The organism is Nitrospirota bacterium, assembly GCA_004296885.1.
Classification (GTDB): domain Bacteria; phylum Nitrospirota; class Nitrospiria; order Nitrospirales; family Nitrospiraceae; genus SYGV01.
The window spans coordinates 195,956-214,596 of record SCVN01000016.1; the positions used below are offsets into that span (position 1 = coordinate 195,956).

General features: G+C 60.5%; 30 protein-coding genes. 16 read left to right on the forward strand and 14 right to left on the reverse strand.

Annotation, left to right across the window (positions count from 1 at the left end):
• The first annotated feature begins 78 nt into the window (after window positions 1-78).
• The 6 genes from EPO61_09895 (at window position 79) to EPO61_09920 (ending at window position 3,938) form a co-directional block, all read left to right on the forward strand.
• A complete protein-coding gene (locus EPO61_09895) occupies window positions 79-300 on the forward strand; it encodes a 4-oxalocrotonate tautomerase family protein (protein ID TAJ08405.1) in 222 nt (73 codons plus the stop codon).
• Between the two features lie 37 nt (window positions 301-337).
• A complete protein-coding gene (locus EPO61_09900) occupies window positions 338-901 on the forward strand; it encodes a carboxymuconolactone decarboxylase family protein (GenBank protein ID TAJ08406.1) in 564 nt (187 codons plus the stop codon).
• A 671-nt stretch (window positions 902-1,572) separates the two neighbouring features.
• The gene (locus EPO61_09905; GenBank protein ID TAJ08584.1) at window positions 1,573-1,812 is read left to right on the forward strand and encodes a DUF2282 domain-containing protein; all 240 of its coding nucleotides are present in this window, start codon (window positions 1,573-1,575) and stop codon (window positions 1,810-1,812) included.
• A 14-nt stretch (window positions 1,813-1,826) separates the two neighbouring features.
• Window positions 1,827-2,672, forward strand: a complete 846-nt coding sequence (locus tag EPO61_09910; GenBank protein ID TAJ08407.1) for a DUF692 domain-containing protein — start codon at window positions 1,827-1,829, stop codon at window positions 2,670-2,672.
• Window positions 2,656-3,432 (forward strand): hypothetical protein, encoded by a 777-nt coding sequence (locus EPO61_09915; protein TAJ08408.1) that lies wholly within the window; start codon window positions 2,656-2,658, stop codon window positions 3,430-3,432. The genes EPO61_09910 and EPO61_09915 overlap by 17 nt, the downstream gene beginning before the upstream one ends.
• Entirely contained in the window at window positions 3,429-3,938 is a 510-nt protein-coding gene (locus EPO61_09920; GenBank protein ID TAJ08409.1) for a DoxX family protein, read from the forward strand. Before EPO61_09915 ends, EPO61_09920 begins: the two co-directional genes overlap by 4 nt.
• Before the next feature lie 5 nt (window positions 3,939-3,943).
• Here EPO61_09920 and EPO61_09925 read toward each other — a convergent pair whose 3' ends face one another.
• A complete protein-coding gene (locus tag EPO61_09925) occupies window positions 3,944-5,335 on the reverse strand; it encodes a hypothetical protein (protein ID TAJ08410.1) in 1,392 nt (463 codons plus the stop codon).
• Between the two features lie 91 nt (window positions 5,336-5,426).
• Here EPO61_09925 and EPO61_09930 point away from each other — a divergent pair, with 91 nt between their 5' ends.
• On the forward strand, window positions 5,427-6,128 hold the full coding sequence (locus EPO61_09930) for a Crp/Fnr family transcriptional regulator (GenBank protein ID TAJ08411.1): 702 nt from the start codon (window positions 5,427-5,429) through the stop codon (window positions 6,126-6,128).
• Here the strand turns inward: EPO61_09930 and EPO61_09935 are convergent, their stop codons facing one another.
• The 4 genes from EPO61_09935 to EPO61_09950 form a co-directional block, all read right to left on the reverse strand.
• Window positions 6,129-6,410, reverse strand: a complete 282-nt coding sequence (locus EPO61_09935) for a hypothetical protein (protein ID TAJ08412.1) — start codon at window positions 6,408-6,410, stop codon at window positions 6,129-6,131.
• Window positions 6,411-6,487: 77 nt separating this feature from the next.
• On the reverse strand, window positions 6,488-7,051 hold the full coding sequence (locus EPO61_09940; protein ID TAJ08585.1) for a DUF488 domain-containing protein: 564 nt from the start codon (window positions 7,049-7,051) through the stop codon (window positions 6,488-6,490).
• On the reverse strand, window positions 7,041-8,009 hold the full coding sequence (locus tag EPO61_09945) for a hypothetical protein (protein TAJ08413.1): 969 nt from the start codon (window positions 8,007-8,009) through the stop codon (window positions 7,041-7,043). The genes EPO61_09940 and EPO61_09945 overlap by 11 nt, the downstream gene beginning before the upstream one ends.
• Before the next feature lie 10 nt (window positions 8,010-8,019).
• On the reverse strand, window positions 8,020-8,706 hold the full coding sequence (locus EPO61_09950) for a TfoX family protein (protein ID TAJ08414.1): 687 nt from the start codon (window positions 8,704-8,706) through the stop codon (window positions 8,020-8,022).
• Between EPO61_09950 and EPO61_09955 the strand changes: the two genes are divergently transcribed.
• The gene (locus EPO61_09955; protein ID TAJ08415.1) at window positions 8,625-9,905 is read left to right on the forward strand and encodes a serine/threonine protein kinase; all 1,281 of its coding nucleotides are present in this window, start codon (window positions 8,625-8,627) and stop codon (window positions 9,903-9,905) included. The two genes, EPO61_09950 and EPO61_09955, sit on opposite strands and share 82 nt — an antisense overlap.
• An 8-nt stretch (window positions 9,906-9,913) precedes the next feature.
• Here the strand turns inward: EPO61_09955 and EPO61_09960 are convergent, their stop codons facing one another.
• The 9 genes from EPO61_09960 to EPO61_10000 form a co-directional block, all read right to left on the reverse strand.
• Entirely contained in the window at window positions 9,914-10,504 is a 591-nt protein-coding gene (locus EPO61_09960; protein ID TAJ08416.1) for a hypothetical protein, read from the reverse strand.
• A 31-nt stretch (window positions 10,505-10,535) separates the two neighbouring features.
• Window positions 10,536-10,796 carry a MoaD/ThiS family protein gene (locus tag EPO61_09965; protein ID TAJ08417.1) on the reverse strand — a complete coding sequence of 87 codons (261 nt, stop codon included), beginning with the start codon at window positions 10,794-10,796 and terminating at the stop codon, window positions 10,536-10,538.
• Window positions 10,797-10,798: 2 nt separating this feature from the next.
• A complete protein-coding gene (locus EPO61_09970; protein TAJ08418.1) occupies window positions 10,799-11,962 on the reverse strand; it encodes a glycosyl hydrolase in 1,164 nt (387 codons plus the stop codon).
• Between the two features lie 43 nt (window positions 11,963-12,005).
• Entirely contained in the window at window positions 12,006-12,377 is a 372-nt protein-coding gene (locus EPO61_09975) for a nuclear transport factor 2 family protein (protein ID TAJ08419.1), read from the reverse strand.
• A gap of 54 nt (window positions 12,378-12,431) precedes the next feature.
• Window positions 12,432-13,028: a DUF1579 domain-containing protein gene (locus EPO61_09980; protein TAJ08420.1), complete on the reverse strand. Its 597-nt coding sequence runs from the start codon at window positions 13,026-13,028 to the stop codon at window positions 12,432-12,434.
• Window positions 13,029-13,124: 96 nt separating this feature from the next.
• Complete coding sequence (locus EPO61_09985; protein ID TAJ08586.1) at window positions 13,125-13,598, reverse strand: VOC family protein; 474 nt, start codon at window positions 13,596-13,598, stop codon at window positions 13,125-13,127.
• A gap of 206 nt (window positions 13,599-13,804) precedes the next feature.
• On the reverse strand, window positions 13,805-14,386 hold the full coding sequence (locus EPO61_09990; GenBank protein ID TAJ08421.1) for a TetR/AcrR family transcriptional regulator: 582 nt from the start codon (window positions 14,384-14,386) through the stop codon (window positions 13,805-13,807).
• An 88-nt stretch (window positions 14,387-14,474) separates the two neighbouring features.
• A complete protein-coding gene (locus EPO61_09995) occupies window positions 14,475-14,849 on the reverse strand; it encodes a type II toxin-antitoxin system RelE/ParE family toxin (protein ID TAJ08422.1) in 375 nt (124 codons plus the stop codon).
• Window positions 14,839-15,120: a type II toxin-antitoxin system Phd/YefM family antitoxin gene (locus EPO61_10000; GenBank protein ID TAJ08423.1), complete on the reverse strand. Its 282-nt coding sequence runs from the start codon at window positions 15,118-15,120 to the stop codon at window positions 14,839-14,841. The genes EPO61_09995 and EPO61_10000 overlap by 11 nt, the downstream gene beginning before the upstream one ends.
• Window positions 15,121-15,296: 176 nt before the next feature.
• On the opposite strand from EPO61_10000, the gene EPO61_10005 reads away from it, so the two are divergent.
• The 8 genes from EPO61_10005 (at window position 15,297) to EPO61_10040 (ending at window position 18,584) form a co-directional block, all read left to right on the forward strand.
• Complete coding sequence (locus tag EPO61_10005; protein ID TAJ08424.1) at window positions 15,297-15,656, forward strand: hypothetical protein; 360 nt, start codon at window positions 15,297-15,299, stop codon at window positions 15,654-15,656.
• A gap of 262 nt (window positions 15,657-15,918) precedes the next feature.
• Complete coding sequence (locus EPO61_10010; GenBank protein TAJ08425.1) at window positions 15,919-16,116, forward strand: hypothetical protein; 198 nt, start codon at window positions 15,919-15,921, stop codon at window positions 16,114-16,116.
• On the forward strand, window positions 16,092-16,409 hold the full coding sequence (locus tag EPO61_10015) for a type II toxin-antitoxin system RelE/ParE family toxin (GenBank protein TAJ08426.1): 318 nt from the start codon (window positions 16,092-16,094) through the stop codon (window positions 16,407-16,409). Before EPO61_10010 ends, EPO61_10015 begins: the two co-directional genes overlap by 25 nt.
• A gap of 426 nt (window positions 16,410-16,835) precedes the next feature.
• Complete coding sequence (locus EPO61_10020; GenBank protein TAJ08427.1) at window positions 16,836-17,075, forward strand: hypothetical protein; 240 nt, start codon at window positions 16,836-16,838, stop codon at window positions 17,073-17,075.
• 24 nt (window positions 17,076-17,099) lie between these two features.
• Window positions 17,100-17,279 carry a hypothetical protein gene (locus EPO61_10025; GenBank protein TAJ08428.1) on the forward strand — a complete coding sequence of 60 codons (180 nt, stop codon included), beginning with the start codon at window positions 17,100-17,102 and terminating at the stop codon, window positions 17,277-17,279.
• A gap of 364 nt (window positions 17,280-17,643) precedes the next feature.
• Window positions 17,644-17,859 carry a hypothetical protein gene (locus EPO61_10030; GenBank protein TAJ08429.1) on the forward strand — a complete coding sequence of 72 codons (216 nt, stop codon included), beginning with the start codon at window positions 17,644-17,646 and terminating at the stop codon, window positions 17,857-17,859.
• A gap of 10 nt (window positions 17,860-17,869) precedes the next feature.
• A complete protein-coding gene (locus EPO61_10035) occupies window positions 17,870-18,094 on the forward strand; it encodes a hypothetical protein (protein TAJ08430.1) in 225 nt (74 codons plus the stop codon).
• Window positions 18,075-18,584, forward strand: a complete 510-nt coding sequence (locus EPO61_10040; GenBank protein TAJ08431.1) for a hypothetical protein — start codon at window positions 18,075-18,077, stop codon at window positions 18,582-18,584. The genes EPO61_10035 and EPO61_10040 overlap by 20 nt, the downstream gene beginning before the upstream one ends.
• Window positions 18,585-18,641 lie beyond the last annotated feature (57 nt).

Sequence of the window (18,641 nt, forward strand, 5' to 3'; positions counted from 1 at the left end):
ACGATGCAACGGTCTGATGGCGAGCCAGCGGACCTGCGATGTGGGCGGTTTCCATGCATCCGGAAAGGAGGTGAGACGATGCCACTGGCACAATTGAAAGGGCTCAGCGGGTTTTTGAGCGCGGAGCAGAAAGGCGAACTGATTCGGAAAGTCACGGACGCCATCGTGTCGGTCGAAGGCGAAGGCCTGCGACCGGTGACCTGGGTCATCATCGACGAGATTCCTTCGGGCGAATGGGGCGTGGGCGGCACACCCGTCACGACCGACGCGCTGAAGAAGATGGCCGCGCAAGGCACGTAACGGATTTCCATCAACCAAGACGCGAAGGAGGATACCCATGCAGTGCCAGATTCATACGAAAGAGACGGCTCCCGAGGCGTCGCGCGCGACGCTCGACGCGACGGCGAAGCAATACGGGTTTCTGCCCAATTTGTTCGGAGTGCTCGCGGAATCGCCGGCGGCGGTGCAGGCCTATGCGGCCATCAACAAGGCCCTTGAGCAGAGCACGCTGTCTCCCGTGGAACAGCAGGTGGTGGCGCTGACGGTCAGCACCACCAACGACTGCGCCTATTGTGTCGGGGCGCACTCCACGGTGGCGCACATGGTGCACATGCCCCAGGACGTGCTCGCGGCATTGCGCGAGCAGCGACCGCTACCCGACAAGAAACTCGATGCACTCCGCACCCTGGTGCTGTCGATCATGGATCATCGGGGATGGGTGCCGGAGGGGGACCTCGAGCGCTTTACGGCGGCGGGGTACACCGGGCGACATGTTTTGGACGTCATCACGCTCCTTGCGCTCAAGACCTTGAGCAATTATGTGAATCACATCGTCCAGACGCCGCTTGATCCGCAGTTTGCGTCGCAAGCCTGGAGTGCCAAGGGCGCCTCGGCCGCCTGACCATGGGAAAACCGGCTGGGACCGTCGATGGTCCCAGCCGGTGGGTGGCTCCTTTCGGCCGGTTCCGGCCAGTCAATGTAGGAATGTAAGGCAGGTCACAGATTTGTCATTGGAGAACCGGTAGGGTCAACCATGAGACATGGAGGAATATAGATGCGTCAATCTCCGTGCTCGACGACCGAGGCTAACAGGGGCCGTTGCGTGCCCCATACCAGGGAGGAAGATCATGTCGATGATGTGTGGGATGGAGGGATGCACCCGGAAGCCAGGAATGTGCGGGCATGAAAAACTGATGCTCGTCATGATGGCAATGCTGATGGTCGGCGGCGCGGCCTACTGGCTTCTGGGGTGAGCGCGCGATGGTCGAGCGGTCCACTCGTGCCGGTCCCGGTCGCACGCGCGTCTCTGACTGAATGCGACCGTGCGGTCCAGCGGTACGCTTATGCCATGTAGGGGGATGACGCGCCCCGCATCGCAGAAAGGAGGAATGCCCATGATCGATTCGTGAGTTCCGGTCGCGCAGTCATGTTCGGCGCCAGTGCCATCTCGAAGAACGGATCCAAAAGGAGACTCAAATGAACGCCAATACGAAAAAGAACGCGATCGTCCCCTCCGCGCTGTTGGTTGCCTTGAGCCTGGTTGGAGCCCAGACGGCGGTGGCCGAGCCGCGCATGCCGGAATTGCCCTCCGGGTGGGAAGCATGCGGAGGCGTTGCCAAGGCCGGGATGAACGATTGCGCGGTCAAGACCAGCCTCCATGCCTGCGTGGGGATGGCCAAGAAGGACGGGGAACCCGATTCCTACGTGTTCTTGCCGAAAGGGTTGTGCGCGAAGATCTCGAACGGCGCCGTGCTGGCCATCACGAAGCAGGATATGGCCGACATGAAAGCGAAGATGATGAAGAAGATGTAGCGAGGCGCGCCCCGATGTCTTTTCCATTGCAGGCCCCGATCCCGGCGCAAGCCGGGATCGGGCTGCGGTCGCATCATTATCGCGAAATCCTGGAAGAGCCGCCCCCGGTCGCCTGGATGGAAACCCATCCGGAGAACTATTTCGGGGACGGGGGCGCCCCTCTTCGGATGCTTGAGCGAATCAGGACCGAGTACCCGCTGAGCTTTCACGGGGTCGGGCTGTCATTAGGCTCCACCGATCCGATCGACCGGGCCCATCTCCGCAAACTCAAAACATTGATCGACCGCTTCGAGCCGGCCTTCGTGTCGGAGCATCTTGCCTGGAGTTCCGTGGGTGGCCGGTTCTTCAACGAGCTCTTGCCGGTCCCCTATACGCCCGAAAGCCTGGAGCACATCTGCTCGCGCGTCGAGGACGTCCAGGACGTACTGCAAAGGCCCCTGCTGATCGAGAATATCACCCGGTATCTGACGTGGCGGGATTCCACGGTGCCGGAGGGGGAGTTCATGGCCGAGATGGCCCGGGCGACCGGCTGCGGGATTTTGCTCGATCTGAACAACGCCTATGTCAACGCGATCAACTTTCATCTGGACCTCCATGATTTTCTGAACGCGATTCCGGCCCAGGCCGTCTCGGAAATCCATCTGGCCGGCTTCGACCGCTTCGGGAGACGGCTGGTCGATACCCATGGCCGCGTGGTGCACCAGAACGTGTGGGATCTGTACCAGTGGACGATCGACCGCATCGGCCCGCGCCCGACGCTCATCGAATGGGATACCAATCTTCCGCCGCTGACGGTTCTGGTGGCGCAGGCCAAACAGGCGGAGGCCCTGCTCGGAGGCTGCCATGCCGCGGCTTCGTGAGATTCAGCAAGGGTTTTCCGGCGCGATCGTCGAAGGACAACACCGGGCTCTTGCGGAGGCGATTGCGCCGCGAGGGTCGGCCCTGCGGAGTCTGGCCCTCTACCGCCGCCTGATTCGCGGCAATTATACGCGGGTCCTGCAGGTGACCTATCCGGTCTTGCATCGGTTCGTCGGTGAACGATATTTCGGAATCCTCGCGCGAGGGTACTTCAAGGCGCATCCCTCGACCAGCGGCGATCTGTTTCCCTACGGGCGCCATCTGCCCGCGTTTCTGACCGCCTTGCAGGTGGCTCCTCTGTTGGCGGAACTGGCGCGGCTGGAATGGGCCTGCCATGAGGTCCATCAGGCGGCCGATGCCCCCTGGCTGTCCAAGGATCAGATCCTGGCCATCGCGTCGGCCGATCCGTCGCAAGTGACGGTCCATGTTCATGCGGCTGCGCGCCTGGTGCGCGTCCCCTTTCCGGTGCATCGTGTCTGGCTGGCGCTGCAACCGGATGCGCCGCCCCACGAAGTCGTTGACCTGCCGCTTCCGGACGAAGAGACCGGTCTGCTGGTGACGCGGGGGGAGGGGAGGATTTGGGTGACGCCCCTGGACGCGCGTGATTACCTCCTGATCGAGGCCATGGTACAGGGAAAGACCTTGGCCGAAGTTGAACGGGTGGCGATCGAATCTCAGCCGGAGTTCGATTTCCAACGGTTCTGGCCCACCGTACTGAATCTGCACGTGATCAGCGATTTTTCCGTGAAGGAGACGTTATGACGCGTGAGGCCAGTTTTCTTAGGTGCGTGGTGCCTTCCGCAGTCTCCGCCTATCGGTGGCTTGTCTGGGGGGTGGAGTCGCTGCTGCCGGTGTTCGACCTGACCGTGCGTCTGTATCTTGCCCACATCTTCTGGACAGGCGGCATGGTCAAAATCTCCAGTTGGATGTCGACGGTGATGCTCTTTACCTTCGTCTACGACGTGCCGCTCCTGCCCCCCGAACTCGCCGCCTATGCGGCCACCGCCGTCGAGTTGGGCGGATCGTTCCTGCTGGCGATCGGCCTGGCCGGACGGTGGGCGGCCCTGTCGCTCTTCGGGCTCAATATCGTCGCGTCGATCTCATACGGACAGTTGTCCGAGGCCGCCTTACAGGAGGCGTTCTATTGGGGGCTGTTCTTCCTCTACTTCGTCCTGCACGGGCCGGGGCCGCTCTCCGCCGACGCCCTGTTGCGGCATCTGATTCAGCGACGGAAGTTGACAGGCAGTGCCGAGGTCAATGTCCTCTGACGCGACTACTTGGACAGAGAAAAGTCATCTCGCGCATCCTGGGAAACCGTCAGAATGACATGGTTCAACAAGGCGTGACGCTCGTAGGCGAGCAGATAGAGGTGCAGCGTGGATGGATCGTCTGAGTCCCAGTGCAGCAGGGGGCCGTCCACGCCGACCGCGTGGTGATCGATCCAGCGGTCCTGCGTGTCCAGATGAAACCCATAAAACGGTCGCTGGAGTGGGGACTCGGCGCGCAAGTCTTCGTATGACTCGAAGAAGCTCGGGTTCCCGATCCCCATAGGGACCTGCCAGCCCCGTTCGTAGTGATCTGGAGAGGCGGTGGGGAGCGAGCGAAGATCCAGGCCGCCGAAGATCAGGCGGGTTGGCCCCCCCGTGCGGCTGCTCTTGAAGGCCAGCTCGATTTCGTACAGTGCACGGGGACCAGCCGGCGCTCGCACCTGGCGAAGCGTGGCTCCCGTCAGCTCGGCCAGGTAGTGAAGTTGCGTGTCCCGTGGATGGGCGACGGAATAGCGGCCAGGCGGAATGAAGCTCGCGAATTGAACCGGCTGGCGGTACCAATCCCGATAGGTGTAGACGGGAGGAGCCAACACGTTCTTTCGCTTGAGCCGTTGCTCGCTCCTCCAGAGGGGCGCTTCGTTCCATCGTGCGCTGGCGTTCAGCGCCCACTCTCGTTCAACGGTCCGAATCAGACTGAGTCGGATCGGCGTACCGGCTGGATCGACCCAGTGTTCGAGCGACCACCAATGATCCCAGTAGGACAGACCATTCACGCGTTCGAAGAGGTCCTTGTAAAGACCCAAAGGAAATGTGAACCAGACATGCTCGTACACCCGCTCCTGTCCCTCCTCGACGGTGAACAGCAGCAGCTCCCACAGTCCGGCATTCAGGCAGTTCCGGGCAAGGTCCACACGGCTGAACGAACGTTGTTCGAAGCCGTCCCCTCCCTCATGGAGACGGACATGGGGAGAGTCGCGTCGAAAGCTCACCTGCTGACGATTCCACTCGCGGTCGATCAGCCCCACCTTCATGAGGTCGGAATCCGCCTTGACCCAGGTCGGCACAGCGGCGACGAAGTGTGCCAGCTCCACCTCCGGCAACTCGATGGTGGTCGCATGGCCGGAGCTTGGCTCAAGGAGCAAGCGAAACCGCGTGTCTCCGAGCCGTTGGATATGCAGTGCTCGGTGAGGATAATTCCCGAAGGCCTGGCTCCGCTCTTCGGGGTCCTCTGGATACTCGGCGTTGCTGAAAGCCCTGAGCGTGACGGTTTGTTCCGGGGCATTGTCGTAACGAAGTTGAAACCACACGACGCCACCGAGTATCGCGGCGATCAGTAGAATCGAGAGGCCCGTGCCAAGGTATCCTCTGAAGCGTACTCGCGCTCTCGATCTTGTCATTCTGACTCCGTGCCGCGATCATGCTCGATGACGTTGCGTTCCGTGTCTTGCGTGCAGTAGGCTACCCCAAACAATTCTCCGGAGCAACGGCATGGCCGAGAACAACCCCTCATCGAGCAAGCTCTGGTACCTGAAGCATATCCGCCTCTTCTCCGGCCTGAGCCAGGTCGAAATGCAGGAAATGGAACGGATCACCCGGATGGAGGAGGTCAAGAAACGTCAACCGTTGTATCTCCCGGGCGATCCGAGCAGCAATGTCTACCTGCTCAAGCAAGGACGGGTCAAAATCGCCAATACCGCTCCCAGCGGGAAAGAAGTCACCTTCGACATCCTGGAACCGGGAGAAGTATTCGGAGAGCTTGACGTCTTGGACGATTCGCCGCGCACGACGACCGCCGAAGCGCTCGATGACACGCTGATCTGCGTCATCCGTCGGGAAGACTTCGAGCGCTATCTGAGCCGGCATCCGAACCTCACGGTGCAGTTGACCAAGCTCATCGGTCTCCGGCTCAGGAAGATCCAAAGTCGAGTGGAGGATTTGGTCTTCCGGGATGTCCCGGCCCGTCTCGCCCATCTCCTGTTCGAATTGAGCAAGACGGACGGGGATTCGGATGGCTCCGGCATCCGAATCCGGGCCAAGCTCACGCACCAGGAGATGGCGAACCTGATCGGATGCAGCCGCGAGACGGTCAGTGCGACCCTCGGCCTGTTTCGGGAGGAGGGGCTTATTCGGATGGCTGGCCGGTCCATCACGATCGTCGACGTCCAGCGGCTGTCCCAACGTCTCGCCTAATCAGAGCGGCGAGTGTTCACTCGACGACGACCCAGGCTCGTGCTGCATCCGGTCACGGAGCAGGCGCACCAGCCACTCTCTTCTGGGTACGCCGACCACCAGCAGGTTCCCGTCCAGCACAAAAGCCGGGAGCACGACGATCCCCAACGTCCGTGCCCGTTCCCGGTCATCGACCACCCGGACTTGTAGGCCGGGAAATGCCTCTTGGATCTGGTCGCCCAATCCGAACGCCGACAGTTCGGAGAGGCACCCACGGTGAACGAAGATTTCCAATACCGCCATGGTGCGATGATAAGGGAAGGCTCCGGCGAACTCTGTGAGTTGGCTTACACATGATCTCGTGAAGGTACGGGCGTGTGCTAAAACAAGCGGAGCGTGGGTTCCGTGGCGGAGACCTTGGGATAACGGATCAAGCCGTTGTCTACTCTGGCGAAGGAGGTCAGGCTGTGTTGATTCGCCGGCGCGGACGAAAGAATGTGCCGGACCGTCCGGCCCCGGCTCACCAGCGCATCGGAGATGAGAGACCGGTGGCACCGCCAGGGCACGGCCTCGGCGCACATGATGGCAGTCCGTTCCTGCTTGCCATAAGCAAGCAGCTCGTTTAGCGCTCTCCAGAATTCATCCGTCTGCATGTAGTCGGCATAGCCGCGGAAGCTGGCATTCCGCCAGCCGTGGTTGCGCGAGTCCGGCGTCGGCTTCCTCCGCCCGCCCAGCTCCGGCAGGTGGCGGTATGCGATTCCCGCGGCCTTGAGCCCGGCGGCCAGGGACTCGCTGTTGAACTGGGGATTATGGCGGGAATAGGGAGTCGTGCGCACGTCGATCAGCAGCCGGATGCCATGCGTTTCCAGGAGCGCCACAAACTCCTCGATGGACCTGGTCGAATGGCCGATGGTCCAGAGGGTCTCGTCGCCCTCATTGGGCATGGCAGGCGGTGCAGGCATGGGCGGAGTTGAACATGATCTCCGGATGCGGCGTCGGATCGGCAGCCTGAAACAGCCTGGCCCGCGGCTCGGCCTGCGTGAGACGGGCCTCCAGCAGCGACCGATAGGGCCAGGATGCATACGACTTCGATAGCGTCGCGATCGCGTAAATCCGACCGGCGACGGCCGGCTGGCCGTTCTTCATCAGCATGTCGCCCATGTTCAGGAAGAAGCCCTCGAAGTTGTGGGGCGCGATCCGGCTGTTCCAGCAGACCCGTTTGGGCCCGCTCTGCGTCTCTTGCGCCAGGTACTTGCGGTAGTCCGGGTTCATCCGGTCGATCCGCTCGCCGGCGCAACGGTCCAGGTTGTCCCACATGTCGTCCAGCCCCTCCCGGAACTTGTCGTCGTCCCTCGGCTTGCTGCTCAGCACATAGCCGGCGCTGAAGTCGTTGAACTCGGGGAAGGCCCGGATCGCGTCGTGGAGCATGAAGTAGCCCTCGCGCGTCAGCCGCTCGTCCCGGTGGATCTGGCCCAGGGCCAGCTTGACGCCGCCCAGCCAACCGGGAATCCGGTCGTCGCCGGGATTCAGTCGGTGGGCTTCCGTGAAATATTTCTCCGCCAGGATCGCATGGTCGGTGATGCCCGGGGGCACGTCCGCCAGCCTGGTCCGCTCGGCAATCGTCCAGAGGTGGGCATGGGCCAGGAGCAGGCTGATCTCCGGGTTTCTCGGGTTTTCCAGATAGGCGGCGGTCAGGAGCCGCCGTACCTCCGGCAGGCGGTCATAGTGTCCGCCGTGCAGGGCTTCCCAGAACAAGTCCTTGGCCTGTTTGGATAGGGAGGTCGGCGCCGGATCCGCCGTTTTCTCCGGCGCAAAGCGGATTGCCAGCGAGTCGCAGCCGGCCGTGGAGAAAAGCAACCCCAGGACGGCGATCCAGCTGTACCGGCGCAGCATGATGGTCATGGCAAGTCCCTCATGGGCGTGGCCCGCGTCCCGATCCCTGGCTCCGCATCGCCTGCTCGGCCCAAGCGGTAAGCTGCTCCTGATCCTCGAGGATGTCAACCGGCACTTCATAGTAGCTCGTGAGTTGCTGCTTGGCATTGGGCCGGAAGGGTGTCATGCCCCGATCGCGGTAGGCCTGCCGGGCCGCCTCGTCCGTTTTGAAGTAGAGCCGGCCCTTGTGGATGATCCCGAAGAACACCTCGTCCCGGTAGAGCCCGTAGCCGCCGAACATGGAACGGCAGGTCACAGCGGTGAGCCCGTCCAGCTGATCCAGCACGAAGTCTTTGAACGAGTCATGCTTCATGGCTTCATGGGCCGTCCGTGAGGGACGAATTTTGTCAAAGTGGACGTTCATTGCGCAAGCCGATGCGAGAATCCATGAGGGGTAACTCTCGAGACCGCCCGTGGCTATTAAGTCCCCTACATCTCCAGACCTTGCCGCCGGTTGACCATGCTTCTTGCATAGTGCATAAGACGAATGATGATCTGGGAGGCAATCTCGACGTTGGGCAGTAGGTTCGATTGCATGCAAGGCTGGGCCTGGAAGGAAAGTAACGGCATCCCGGGGGTTGGGGCATGAATCAATCGGAACCCTCGCGCACGCTTCGCCTCCCGACGGACGAAGCTCCCGTGGGCGCCCAGGCGGACCCCCAGGCATCGGTCCGCGCACTGCCGGCCGGCACGACCCTGCACGAGTACCGCATCCTCTCGGTGCTGGGAAGCGGGGGGTTCGGCATGACCTACCTGGCCCAGGACCTCAACCTGGACTGCAAGGTCGCGATCAAAGAATTTTTCCCGCCCAGCCTCGTGACGCGCACCCGCGATCAGGCCGTGCATCCCCAGGCCAGCGCGTGGTGCGGCCCCTTCCGGACCGGGCTGAAGCAGTTTATGGCCGAGGCGCGGACGCTGGCTTCGTTCCGGCACCCGAACATCGTGCGCGTCCGCCGCTTCTTCGAAACCAACGGTACGGCCTACATGGTCATGGAGTATGAAGAGGGCGAATCGCTCTTCCGGTGGGTAACGGGGCGGGGTTGTCCCGATCGTCGCACGGTCCTGGAGATTGTCATGCAGTTGCTGAACGGGCTGGAAGCCGTGCATGCCGCCGGGTTTCTGCATCTGGACATGAAGCCGTCGAATATCGTCATCCGACCGGACGGCAGTTCGGTCCTCCTGGATTTCGGCGCGGCGCGGCGCCTCACGACCGACGGGGGCCGGCTGATCACGACGATTCTGACCCCTGGCTATGCGCCGTACGAACAGTACCACGATGAGGGCCGGCTGGGCCCCTGGAACGACCTCTATTCCCTCGGCGCGGTCATGTACTACATGGTCACCGGCCGGAAGCCGGTCGACGCGCCGGCGCGCATCACGACCGACCCGCTGCTGCCGGCCACGGCAGCAGCCAATCTCAAGGAGTACGGGGCGGGGTTGCTCACGGCGATCGATTGGGCGCTCGACCCGGACGATCAGCGGCGCCCCCAACACGTGGCCGAATTCCGCAACGCCCTGCTTGACGACGATCCCAGCCTGACGGGCGGCTTCGCCGCGCCGGCCCGCGCCCCCTTCGACCAGGCCCCGCCGGGGACCCTGGAGGCGCCGTTGGCCCGGCACGTGGGCCAGCAGGCCAAGGGGGTGATGTCCGGTGCGGCGCGTACCGCGCCACACCTCGGTGAGCGGTGCCGAACGCCGGAGCGAACGGCGCCGGAGAGGGAATCGCAACGGACCTTCCGACTGACCACGCTGCGTCTGCGGATGAAGGCGGCGGGGGAGAAGCCCGGCAGCCGTCCGGCGGTCTGGCCGCCGCCCTACCAAGTCGAACCGTCGTCCGGCAAAGGGCCCCTGAAGGACCGGGCTTAGGAGAAGCCTCAGCCAGGCCCCGCTTTCAACGACCCCGCGACCTTGGCGATCACCAGCCCGGCCAAGCCCCAACCGATGAGCAGATCGGCGAACTCGACGAGCGTGAAGCTCGTCGAAAACGTCCACCAAATCCAGGAGGGGACGTGGGCGACCACGCCGGCGGTCAGCGCCATGACGACGACGAAGCCGACCCGGCGCCAATAGCTCACGTGTGCGGTCTGGAGCAGCAGCCAGGTCGCGAGTGCGGCAGCCAGGATGTCGCTCAGCACGTTGAGCAGCAGCGCCTGGCCCATGTCGCGCGTGCCGCCAAGGCTCACGGAGGCGAACAGGAACGGCCCGCTCATCATGCGCGCCTTGGCCCCCTCCTCGGCGGCTTGTTGTTGCGCCGCCGTCATGCCGGGCTCATGCTTGTGCGGATTCGGCAGGATATACATGCCTGAGCGGCTCGCATTGGCCGTGAGCGCCTGCGCGACGACCGCTTCGTCGGTGAACTTCTCCAACATCATGCCGTGCCAGGGGAGAGCCATATAAGAAATCGCGCCCCACACGAAGAGCGCGAGCCCGCCGAACAGCCCGCCGAGGATGAGAGGTTTCCGCATGCGCAAGCCCTCCTCTACAGAACGGTGTCCGTTATCCGCCGCTCAACGCGCAGACGATATGGATCTGATCGTCGGGCTCGAGTTCCGTCTCCAGTGCATGGACCTGCGTCTCGTTCACGAAGATCCGGATGTGCGGTCTGATCTGGTCCTGTTCGGTGACGATGCGGAAGCGCAGGCCTGGATGGCACCGCTCCAGCGCCGCCAGGACCTCGGCCAGGGTCCGGCCTTCGGCCTCCACCTGGCTCTTCTGCCCCGTATAGGAACGCAGCGCGCTGGGGATGTGAACGGTCACGATCAGAGCTCCGCCGCTTCCACGGAGTAGATTTCCGGCAGATGCCGGGCCAGGCAAGTCCAGCTCGATCCGCCGTTGCGGCTCGCCCAGACCTCGCCGCTGGTCGTGCCGAAGTAGAGGCCGACCGGTTCGTGCGCGTCGGCCGTCATGGCCTGGCGCTTCACGGTCCACCAGGCCTGCGCCTTCGGAAAGCCCCGGCTCAGCCGCGCCCAGGTCTTTCCGGCATTGCGCGTTTTGTAAACCGCGGGTTTGCCGCCCGGGCTCACGCGCGGCCACACGCCTGTGCCGTCCATCGGGAATACCCAGGCGGTATCCGGATCGCGCGGATGCAGCACCATGGGAAACCCGACATCGCCGATGCGTGCCGGCATGTTCTTTCCGATGCGCACCCACTGGTTCGACGGCCGGTCGAGCCGGTAGATGCCGCAGTGATTCTGCTGGTACAACCGGTCCGGATGGCTCGGACAGAGCCGGACGCAATGGGGGTCGTGGAAGGCGACATTGACCGGGTCGAACCCCTCGACCACGTCGAGGCCTTGCACGAGGGTCGTCCAGGCGTTGCCGCCGTCCACCGATTCGTGCACTCCGCCGCCGGACATGGCGAAGTAGAGGTGGGCGGGATCGCGCGGGTCGACGAGGATCGAGTGCAGTTTGGGCCCGTCCGGCGTGCCGTCCTGCACGCTGCCCATCCAGGCCCGGTACTGAGGATCGTCGTTGATGTAGGAGAAGGGCGCCCACGTGGCGCCTCCGTCCTCGGAGCGGAAGAGGCCCTGCGGCGAGGTCCCCGCATACCAGGCGCCCGGCTCGCTCGCGTGCCCCGGCGTGAGCCAGAACACGTGATCCACCACCCGGCCGTTCTGCCCTTCCGGCACTTTCGGAAAGGCCGGCGGGGTTTTCGCTTCCGTCCAGGTTCTGCCCGTATCGGTCGAGCGAAAGATCGTCGGTCCCAGGTGGCCCGTACGCGCGGCCATCAGCATCGTCCGCCGGTCGCGCGGATCGAGCACGAGGTGATGCACGATCTGGCCGAGGAACAGCGGGTGCGACAGTTTCCAGGTTCGACGGGAACGGTCGCCGCGCAGAAAGAAGGCGCCCTTGCGGGTGCCGATGAGAAGTCCGACCGCACCGGCGGCGCGCTGCCGCTGTGCGGGTGTCACCGATCGTGCCATGATTCTTCTCCCTCCTGATGGCTACTTGATAGTCTGCGATTCGTCATTTGCACATCGCATAGAAGAATTCCTCCTTGACGATCTTCCCGTCCCGCACCTGGTACAGCCCCGTTTCCGACATCGTCATGCGCTGGCCCGTCTGCTTGGGCGTCACCTCGTAGGTGAAGTGGACGATGAACCGGTCGCCGTTGACGAACGGCCCGCCGGCCTCGGCCTTGTGGATCTGGTGATTGTCCACCCACCAGCGGTTCTTCCCCTTGACCGCGTCGAGGCCTTTCTGCACTTTCCCGACCTGGGGATGGTCGAGGGCCTCCACGCTTTCGATGGCGGGGCTGTAGAATTTCTCGATGGCCTCCATGTTCTTGCCCTGCCGGCACAGGGCCACCAGTTCGTTCCCGATTTCCTGAGCCGTCACGATGAAGCCCTCCTCGAAGCGGCGGTGTAGGGAAACATGCCCGTGGGCGCCGCATCACTTCCGTACATAGGTGATCTCCAGCATTTTCGATTCCTTGCCGCCGTGGTGCGCTCCGTACATGTCGAACCTCTGGGTATTGTTGTCGAGGATGGCCCAGACCGCGCGATGCGACATCCGGCCGCCACCCGGTTCAGGGTGCGAGCCCTTCAGCGTGATGGTCTTGCCGTCGGCGCTGGCCGTGCCTTCCATCATGAAAATCCCCGTGCCCATCGTATCGATCCAGGCCGTGACATATTTCTTGGTCATGTTGTCGTAGGCGTCGATGCCGATGCCCGAGAAGGGTTGTCCCATCATCTGGCCGTGGTATTCCTGGTAGAGAAAGCGTCCCTCCAGCAGCATCTTCATCTCCGCCGTGCCGGCCGATTCCGTCGGGGGCTTGCCTGGTTCCATCCACTCTTTGGTGCTCGTTGCCCAACTGCCGGCCAGGCCGGCGAACAGCTTGTGCGGCTCGCCGGGCATGGCCAGTTTCTTCCACAGTTCCATCATCGCCTGTTGGTCTATCGGCTTCTCCGCCTTCTTGCCCTTGGCCAAGACCGGCGACACGGTCAGCATGAGGCACAATGTGGTAATGGCGAGCTGTATGACACGCATGGTCCCCTCCTTGTAGTCAGTTACGGTTGACTAGCCCCAGTCGGATTTTGCCCGATAGCCGCACTGTGTATCCCGGAATCGATAGGCCAGGCCGACCTATGCTCGCTCATACGCTTGTTGCAGGCGCGCCACGTCGAGTTTCTTCATGTTCAGGACGGACTTGATGACTCGATTGGTCTTCTCCGGATCTTTGTCCTGCAACATCTGGCTCAACACTGTCGGGACGATCTGCCACGATACCCCAAATTTGTCTTTGATCCAGCCGCATTCGACGATCTGCCCACCCTCGGACAGCTTCTCCCAAAACCAGTCGATTTCTTCCTGTGTCTCGCAGTTCACCACGAACGAGACGGCCTCGGTGAATCTGAATTCCGGCCCGCCGTTCAAAGCGACGAAGGCCTGCCCATCGAGCTGAAATGGAACGGTCATAACCGTTCCCTTCGGTTTTGGCCCGTCGTCCCCATAACGAGTGACGGGCCCGATCGTCGAATTGTTAAAAATCGAGGCATAAAACTTCGCCGCCTCTTCGGCTTGATGGTCGAACCATAAGAACGGGGTGATTCTTTGCATCATGGTATGCCCCTCTCGTTTCACCGGCGGCAAGTCGCCGCGAGGTCCAGCCCCTTCGCGAGCCAGTTCCGCAATTGCGCGGCGGTCCTGCGTTGCCGCGCAGGACGCGGCGGAGCCAGGGAGCATGATTGTGCGCGGTCATGCGTGCCCTCCTCCGATTGGTATGTGGACCGATCGTTCCAGAATGAGCCAAAAAAAGAGCGTCCTCAGTCCAACACCGACAGCCCGGTTCGCACCGTGTCGCGCAACGCGTCGGCCGGGGTGCCGGCTTTCAACATGACGATCACGCCTTGCATCATGGTGGTCAGGAACCGGGCCAGCGACCGCGGGTCTTTGCCGCTCCGCAGCTCGCCCTGTGCCTTGGCACGCGTCAACGTCTTGAAAAACGTCTCTTCGAGGTCGCCCATGGCTTTGGCGGTCCGGTTGCCGATCTCCTGCTCGCGCGGCCCCAACTCCATCACGGTGTTGGCGATCAAGCAGCCTTTCCTTTCGGGATAGGACAGGCCGAGTTCCAGCATCATCTGAATGAAGGTGCGAATCGTCTCCAGAGCGGAGCCCGGGTGGTTGAGCATGGAGAGCCGGCTGGCAACCGTCCCGTGACAGTAGCGATCCATGCAGGCCAGAAACAGTTTCTGCTTCCCGCCGAACGTATCGTAGAGGCTCCCGCGGTTGATGCCCATGGCCGTCGTGAGGTCCTCGATCGAGGTCGCCTCATAGCCCCGACGCCAGAATACTTCCGTCGCTCTATCGAGGGCTTGATCGGGGTCAAATTCTTTTGGTCTGGCCATTGCAATTTCAGTGCGGCGAACTGAATATCATATATTGGAATGGTCGGTCAAGAATGTAAATTGGTGGTCGCTCGATATGCGCGTCCGGCTAGGATTCCTGCCAGAACCGGCGAAAGTCGAAGGACAGTTGGCGGTGGTGCTTGATGGAGAGGAACGCGAGGCTCCTGCCTCGGACGAGGTAGAGGACGAGGTGGTCGTCTACGACAAACTCGCGAAGCGCCTCGCCAGGCTGGAAGCGATGGCGTAATTGCTTCACAAGGGCTTTGGCTTCGGCGGATCGCACCGGGTGGGCGAGGAAGGCCCGGCCGGACAAGGGGAACCGGCACAGGGTCGGGACAATGTCGTCGAACAGGCGATCCAAGAGTCGCTCGAAGGCAGCAGTCCCCTCCGGGCCAAGAAACGTCTGCGCGACGGTGAGGTTGGTGGAGAAGTTTTCGGTGAAGATCGGCCGTTTACCGGCCATGTCGGGATTTCAATTGAGCCAGCGTCAAGGTCTTGCCGGCTTTCAGATCGTCGAGGCTCTGCAGGGCCTCTTCCAGGAGCGTCAGGTGAATATGCTCCCGTTCCAAGCGGTGGTAGTGGTCAAGCCTCTTGGCGTCGATCAGCGCCACGCAACTCTCGCCGTTCTTGGTGATGATTTTCTCATGGCCTTCGGACGTCACCTCATCGCACAGTTCGGTGAGGGTGGCGCGGGCTTTGGAGAGGGGCACGATGTCTTTGGATGAAATGGCCATGGGCGCCTCCGTGGCAAGGAGTATAAATTTTGTACAAAATCCTGTCAACTCTGGTTCGTGGCAAGGAAGCTGACGAACGGTGCGTGCCCTCGGCTGGTTGACACCCTTCCCTGCAAGACGTAGCCTGCTTCAGATGCTATTCCCGGTCTCGATCCACGAGCGACAGGAGGTGGGACATGGGCCCGACCAAGGCGATCGTGAAAGAGCACGCGCTCTATGAGGCGGTGGGGGGCAAGCTGATCAAGGCCGGGTTTGCGGGCCGGCAAGCCATCGAGGATTATGCGAACCATCATTATCTCGCGTTGCCGGTGACGGACAAGCAGGGCCGGCCGTGGCTGCTCGACGGAAAGCCGGTCTATTGTCTCCATGGCTCGCAATACGAGACCGTGGACAACCGCAAAGTCCACCTCGCCCGGTGCCCGGATTGCGGCGGCATGGGGATCAGGTCGGATGAAATGGCGGTGGAATCGGATGTCATCCGCTGCACGGTCTGCGGGCATGAGTTCGATGCCCGGCTCGAGATGATGGAAACGTGAGGGGGGGCGGGGAGGCCTGGTGGTCCCTTTCGCTCGCAGAGGCCGCACGATTAGAGAATGTGCTCCCTCGATGCGCGCGGTTAGGGACCTACCAGTCCACCCCTTGAAGAGAGAAACGAGCAAGCTTGGAAGGAGCATTGAAAAACGGTGCTCGCTCCATGCATGGGCCGCCGGGGTGCAGGGAGCTTCCCGTCCAAAAGAAAACGGGCTATACTATATCCCGTTGAGAGCAGGCGGGCATAGCGGTCCGAGGAGGGTGCCGATGGGACAGCCGAAGACAGAAGCACTGGAGCTGATTCGCAAGCTGCCTGACAATGTGACGACCGATGCCATCATGGAAGAGCTGTACTTCAAGCAGCAGGTGGACAAAGGATTGCAGGATGTGGCGGAGGGGCGAGTCCTGACCCACCAAGAGCTGAAAGAAAGACTCGCTCGATGGCGGAAGTCCGCTGGTCGCTGACCGCCGGTCACGACCTCCAACAGATCGAAGATTTCATCGCCCGCGATTCCGTTCTCCATGCCGTCAATTTCATTGATCGGCTGATCAAATCCACAGAAAAATTGCAACAATCCCCGCAGGTCGGACGGGTCGTACCGGAGTTCGAGCGTCCGGATATCCGTGAAGTGCTTTTCAAGGGATACCGGCTCGTCTATCTGCTCAAGGATGAAGCCATAATAGTGCTCCGTGTGGTGCATGGCGCACGAAACCTCGCTGCGCTGGCTGAGCGTGAGCCGTGGGTGATTGAGGAATGAACAAGAATGTCCTCGGAGGCCGCCCTGTGCTCGCAGAACCGGAGAGGGCGCGGATGACGAACGGTACGTGCGCTCGGTGGCGGCGTGATGCGTTGGTATCAGGCTGCTGCGTCGAATCCCTCTCTTGGCCGCTCGCCTGACCGGATAAGCAGAACGGCTCGCGGCACTCTCACGGCTTCCGACAGGCAGGTTCCGCCACACCGCGCACCTCGGCCCGCATCCGTTCCATCCGCGTAAAAAAAGAGAGGGTGGCGGGAACGCGTCGCTCATGGACCCGTTCCCGCTCGGAGATACCAGCCACGGCTAAAAAGAGGAGCGACGAGGCCAGGCCGCTCACAAGCCTGGCCCCTTGTTTTTGGCTTGCCTACCCTCGGCTGGTTGACACAATTGCATAGAAAAAGTAGCCTTTCTCATCTTGGTACGCGCATGAAACCAACTACCGAAGACTTGATTCTTGGAAAACTGAATGGACTTCTCCGTCTGATCGCAGTTTTTGCTACCAAAGGTTTAAGGCAGCGTGAACAAATAGCACTCTTGAGCCAGGCTGGATTTCAGCCTAAAGACATTTCCGAATTATTAGGGACTAGTAGCAACACAGTTAGGGTTGAGCTTGTAGCCATAAGAAAAGCAAAGGCGGTCAAGAAAGCCAATAAAACAAAACAATAAGGCAGGAGCAAGGCAGAAGCGGTCATGGCAAACAAGAAAAATGAGAAAGACAAGAACGAAGTAGCAGAACTGCTCAGAGATCTTTTGATCGTCGAACTTGCAAAAACTGGTGCGCCTCAGGCAGAGATCCGAAAAGTAATCGGAGTGAGTATTAATCGAGTAAATGGAATAGCCAAGTTTTTCACGAAAAAGAAAGATGCATGATCAAGATATAGGGTAGAACGGAGGACAATATGGCAGAGCAGCCAGATCAAGACTTGGAAGCAATTAAGCGGCTCCTCATTCTACTTTTGCTAAAGCTGGGGGCGACATCTGAAGAAATTGCATTAGCCTTAGATATGCATGCTGGTGCCGTTCGAAAAATAATCCCGGCCACCAAGATCAAAAAAATAGACTTGGGAAGGTAGGCGAAGGTTGATACCTATTGCTGCGTTAGGCTCAAGGTCGAGTCTTAACGACGAGATATCATATACTGCAACGCCTTCGCCGAAGTTTGCTCCAATCCGCGCCCATTCTAAATTCTGCCCCAACACAATTCCTGCAGACTATTGTATGGAAAGGATAACTCATGGCTAAAAAAGACAAAGCCGAAGAACATGGCCTTCCAAGTCTCGCCTTAGTGTTTGGATACATCGCCGTTAAAGAACTTCAGACTCTTCCTGATCGCATCAGAGTTCTTAGTCGTCTGGGCTATGGGAATGCAGAGATTGCCGCGATTTGTGATACGACATCAGGAACCGTTAGTACAGTGAAATCTGATCTCAAAAAGAAAAGCAAACGCTGAGGAGGGTGTGATGATGGATGATAACAAAGATGCTGACGCAGCTATTCGATTGATGTTGGGTTACCTTTGTATCGCCAAGGAGTCGGAAGCAAGTTTGAGTAGAAAGGTTCAAATCCTTGATCGGTTTAACTTTCGAGATGCTGAAATCGCAATAATATGTGACAGCGCAGTACAGGCTGTAAGAAATGCGCGGCATATGCTGAAGAAGAAGCCTTATGGCAAGAAAAAGAAATAATATCCGTAGAATCGTCAAGGTTCCTAGAGAGTATCTTGAGGCCGTCGAATTTGGCAATGTGCTGTTCCCGTCACTTTTTCAGTTTGAAAATGGCTTGAGACTCGCAGTGAATAAATTTCTCATCACTTGTTATGGAGCAGACTGGTGGAATCTGTCGCTTAAAGTACGGTTACCTGGAATTTATAAGTATGCAGAGGATCAAGAGACGAGACGGTACTCTATGCCGTGGATTGGTGCATCAGCCAAAGTTCAAATACTAAGGATTCATCTTATAACGCTTGGGCAATTGGAGGAGATCGTTAAGGCATACAAGTCTGATTGTATTCCGCAATTATTCCCAACCATAGAGTTCTTTCTGGGCCATATGGAAGTAATTAAAAAAGTACGCAATTTATATTCTCACATGTTTCCTTGTATTACTCGTGAAGATTGCCGAACGGCAAAGCGGGAGATCGCCACGCTCGCATTACACATCAACACGAAACTTTAGAAACAGCTACCCAAGACCAAAAACTGCGAAGGTGTGAGTCGGGGGATTCCCGTGACG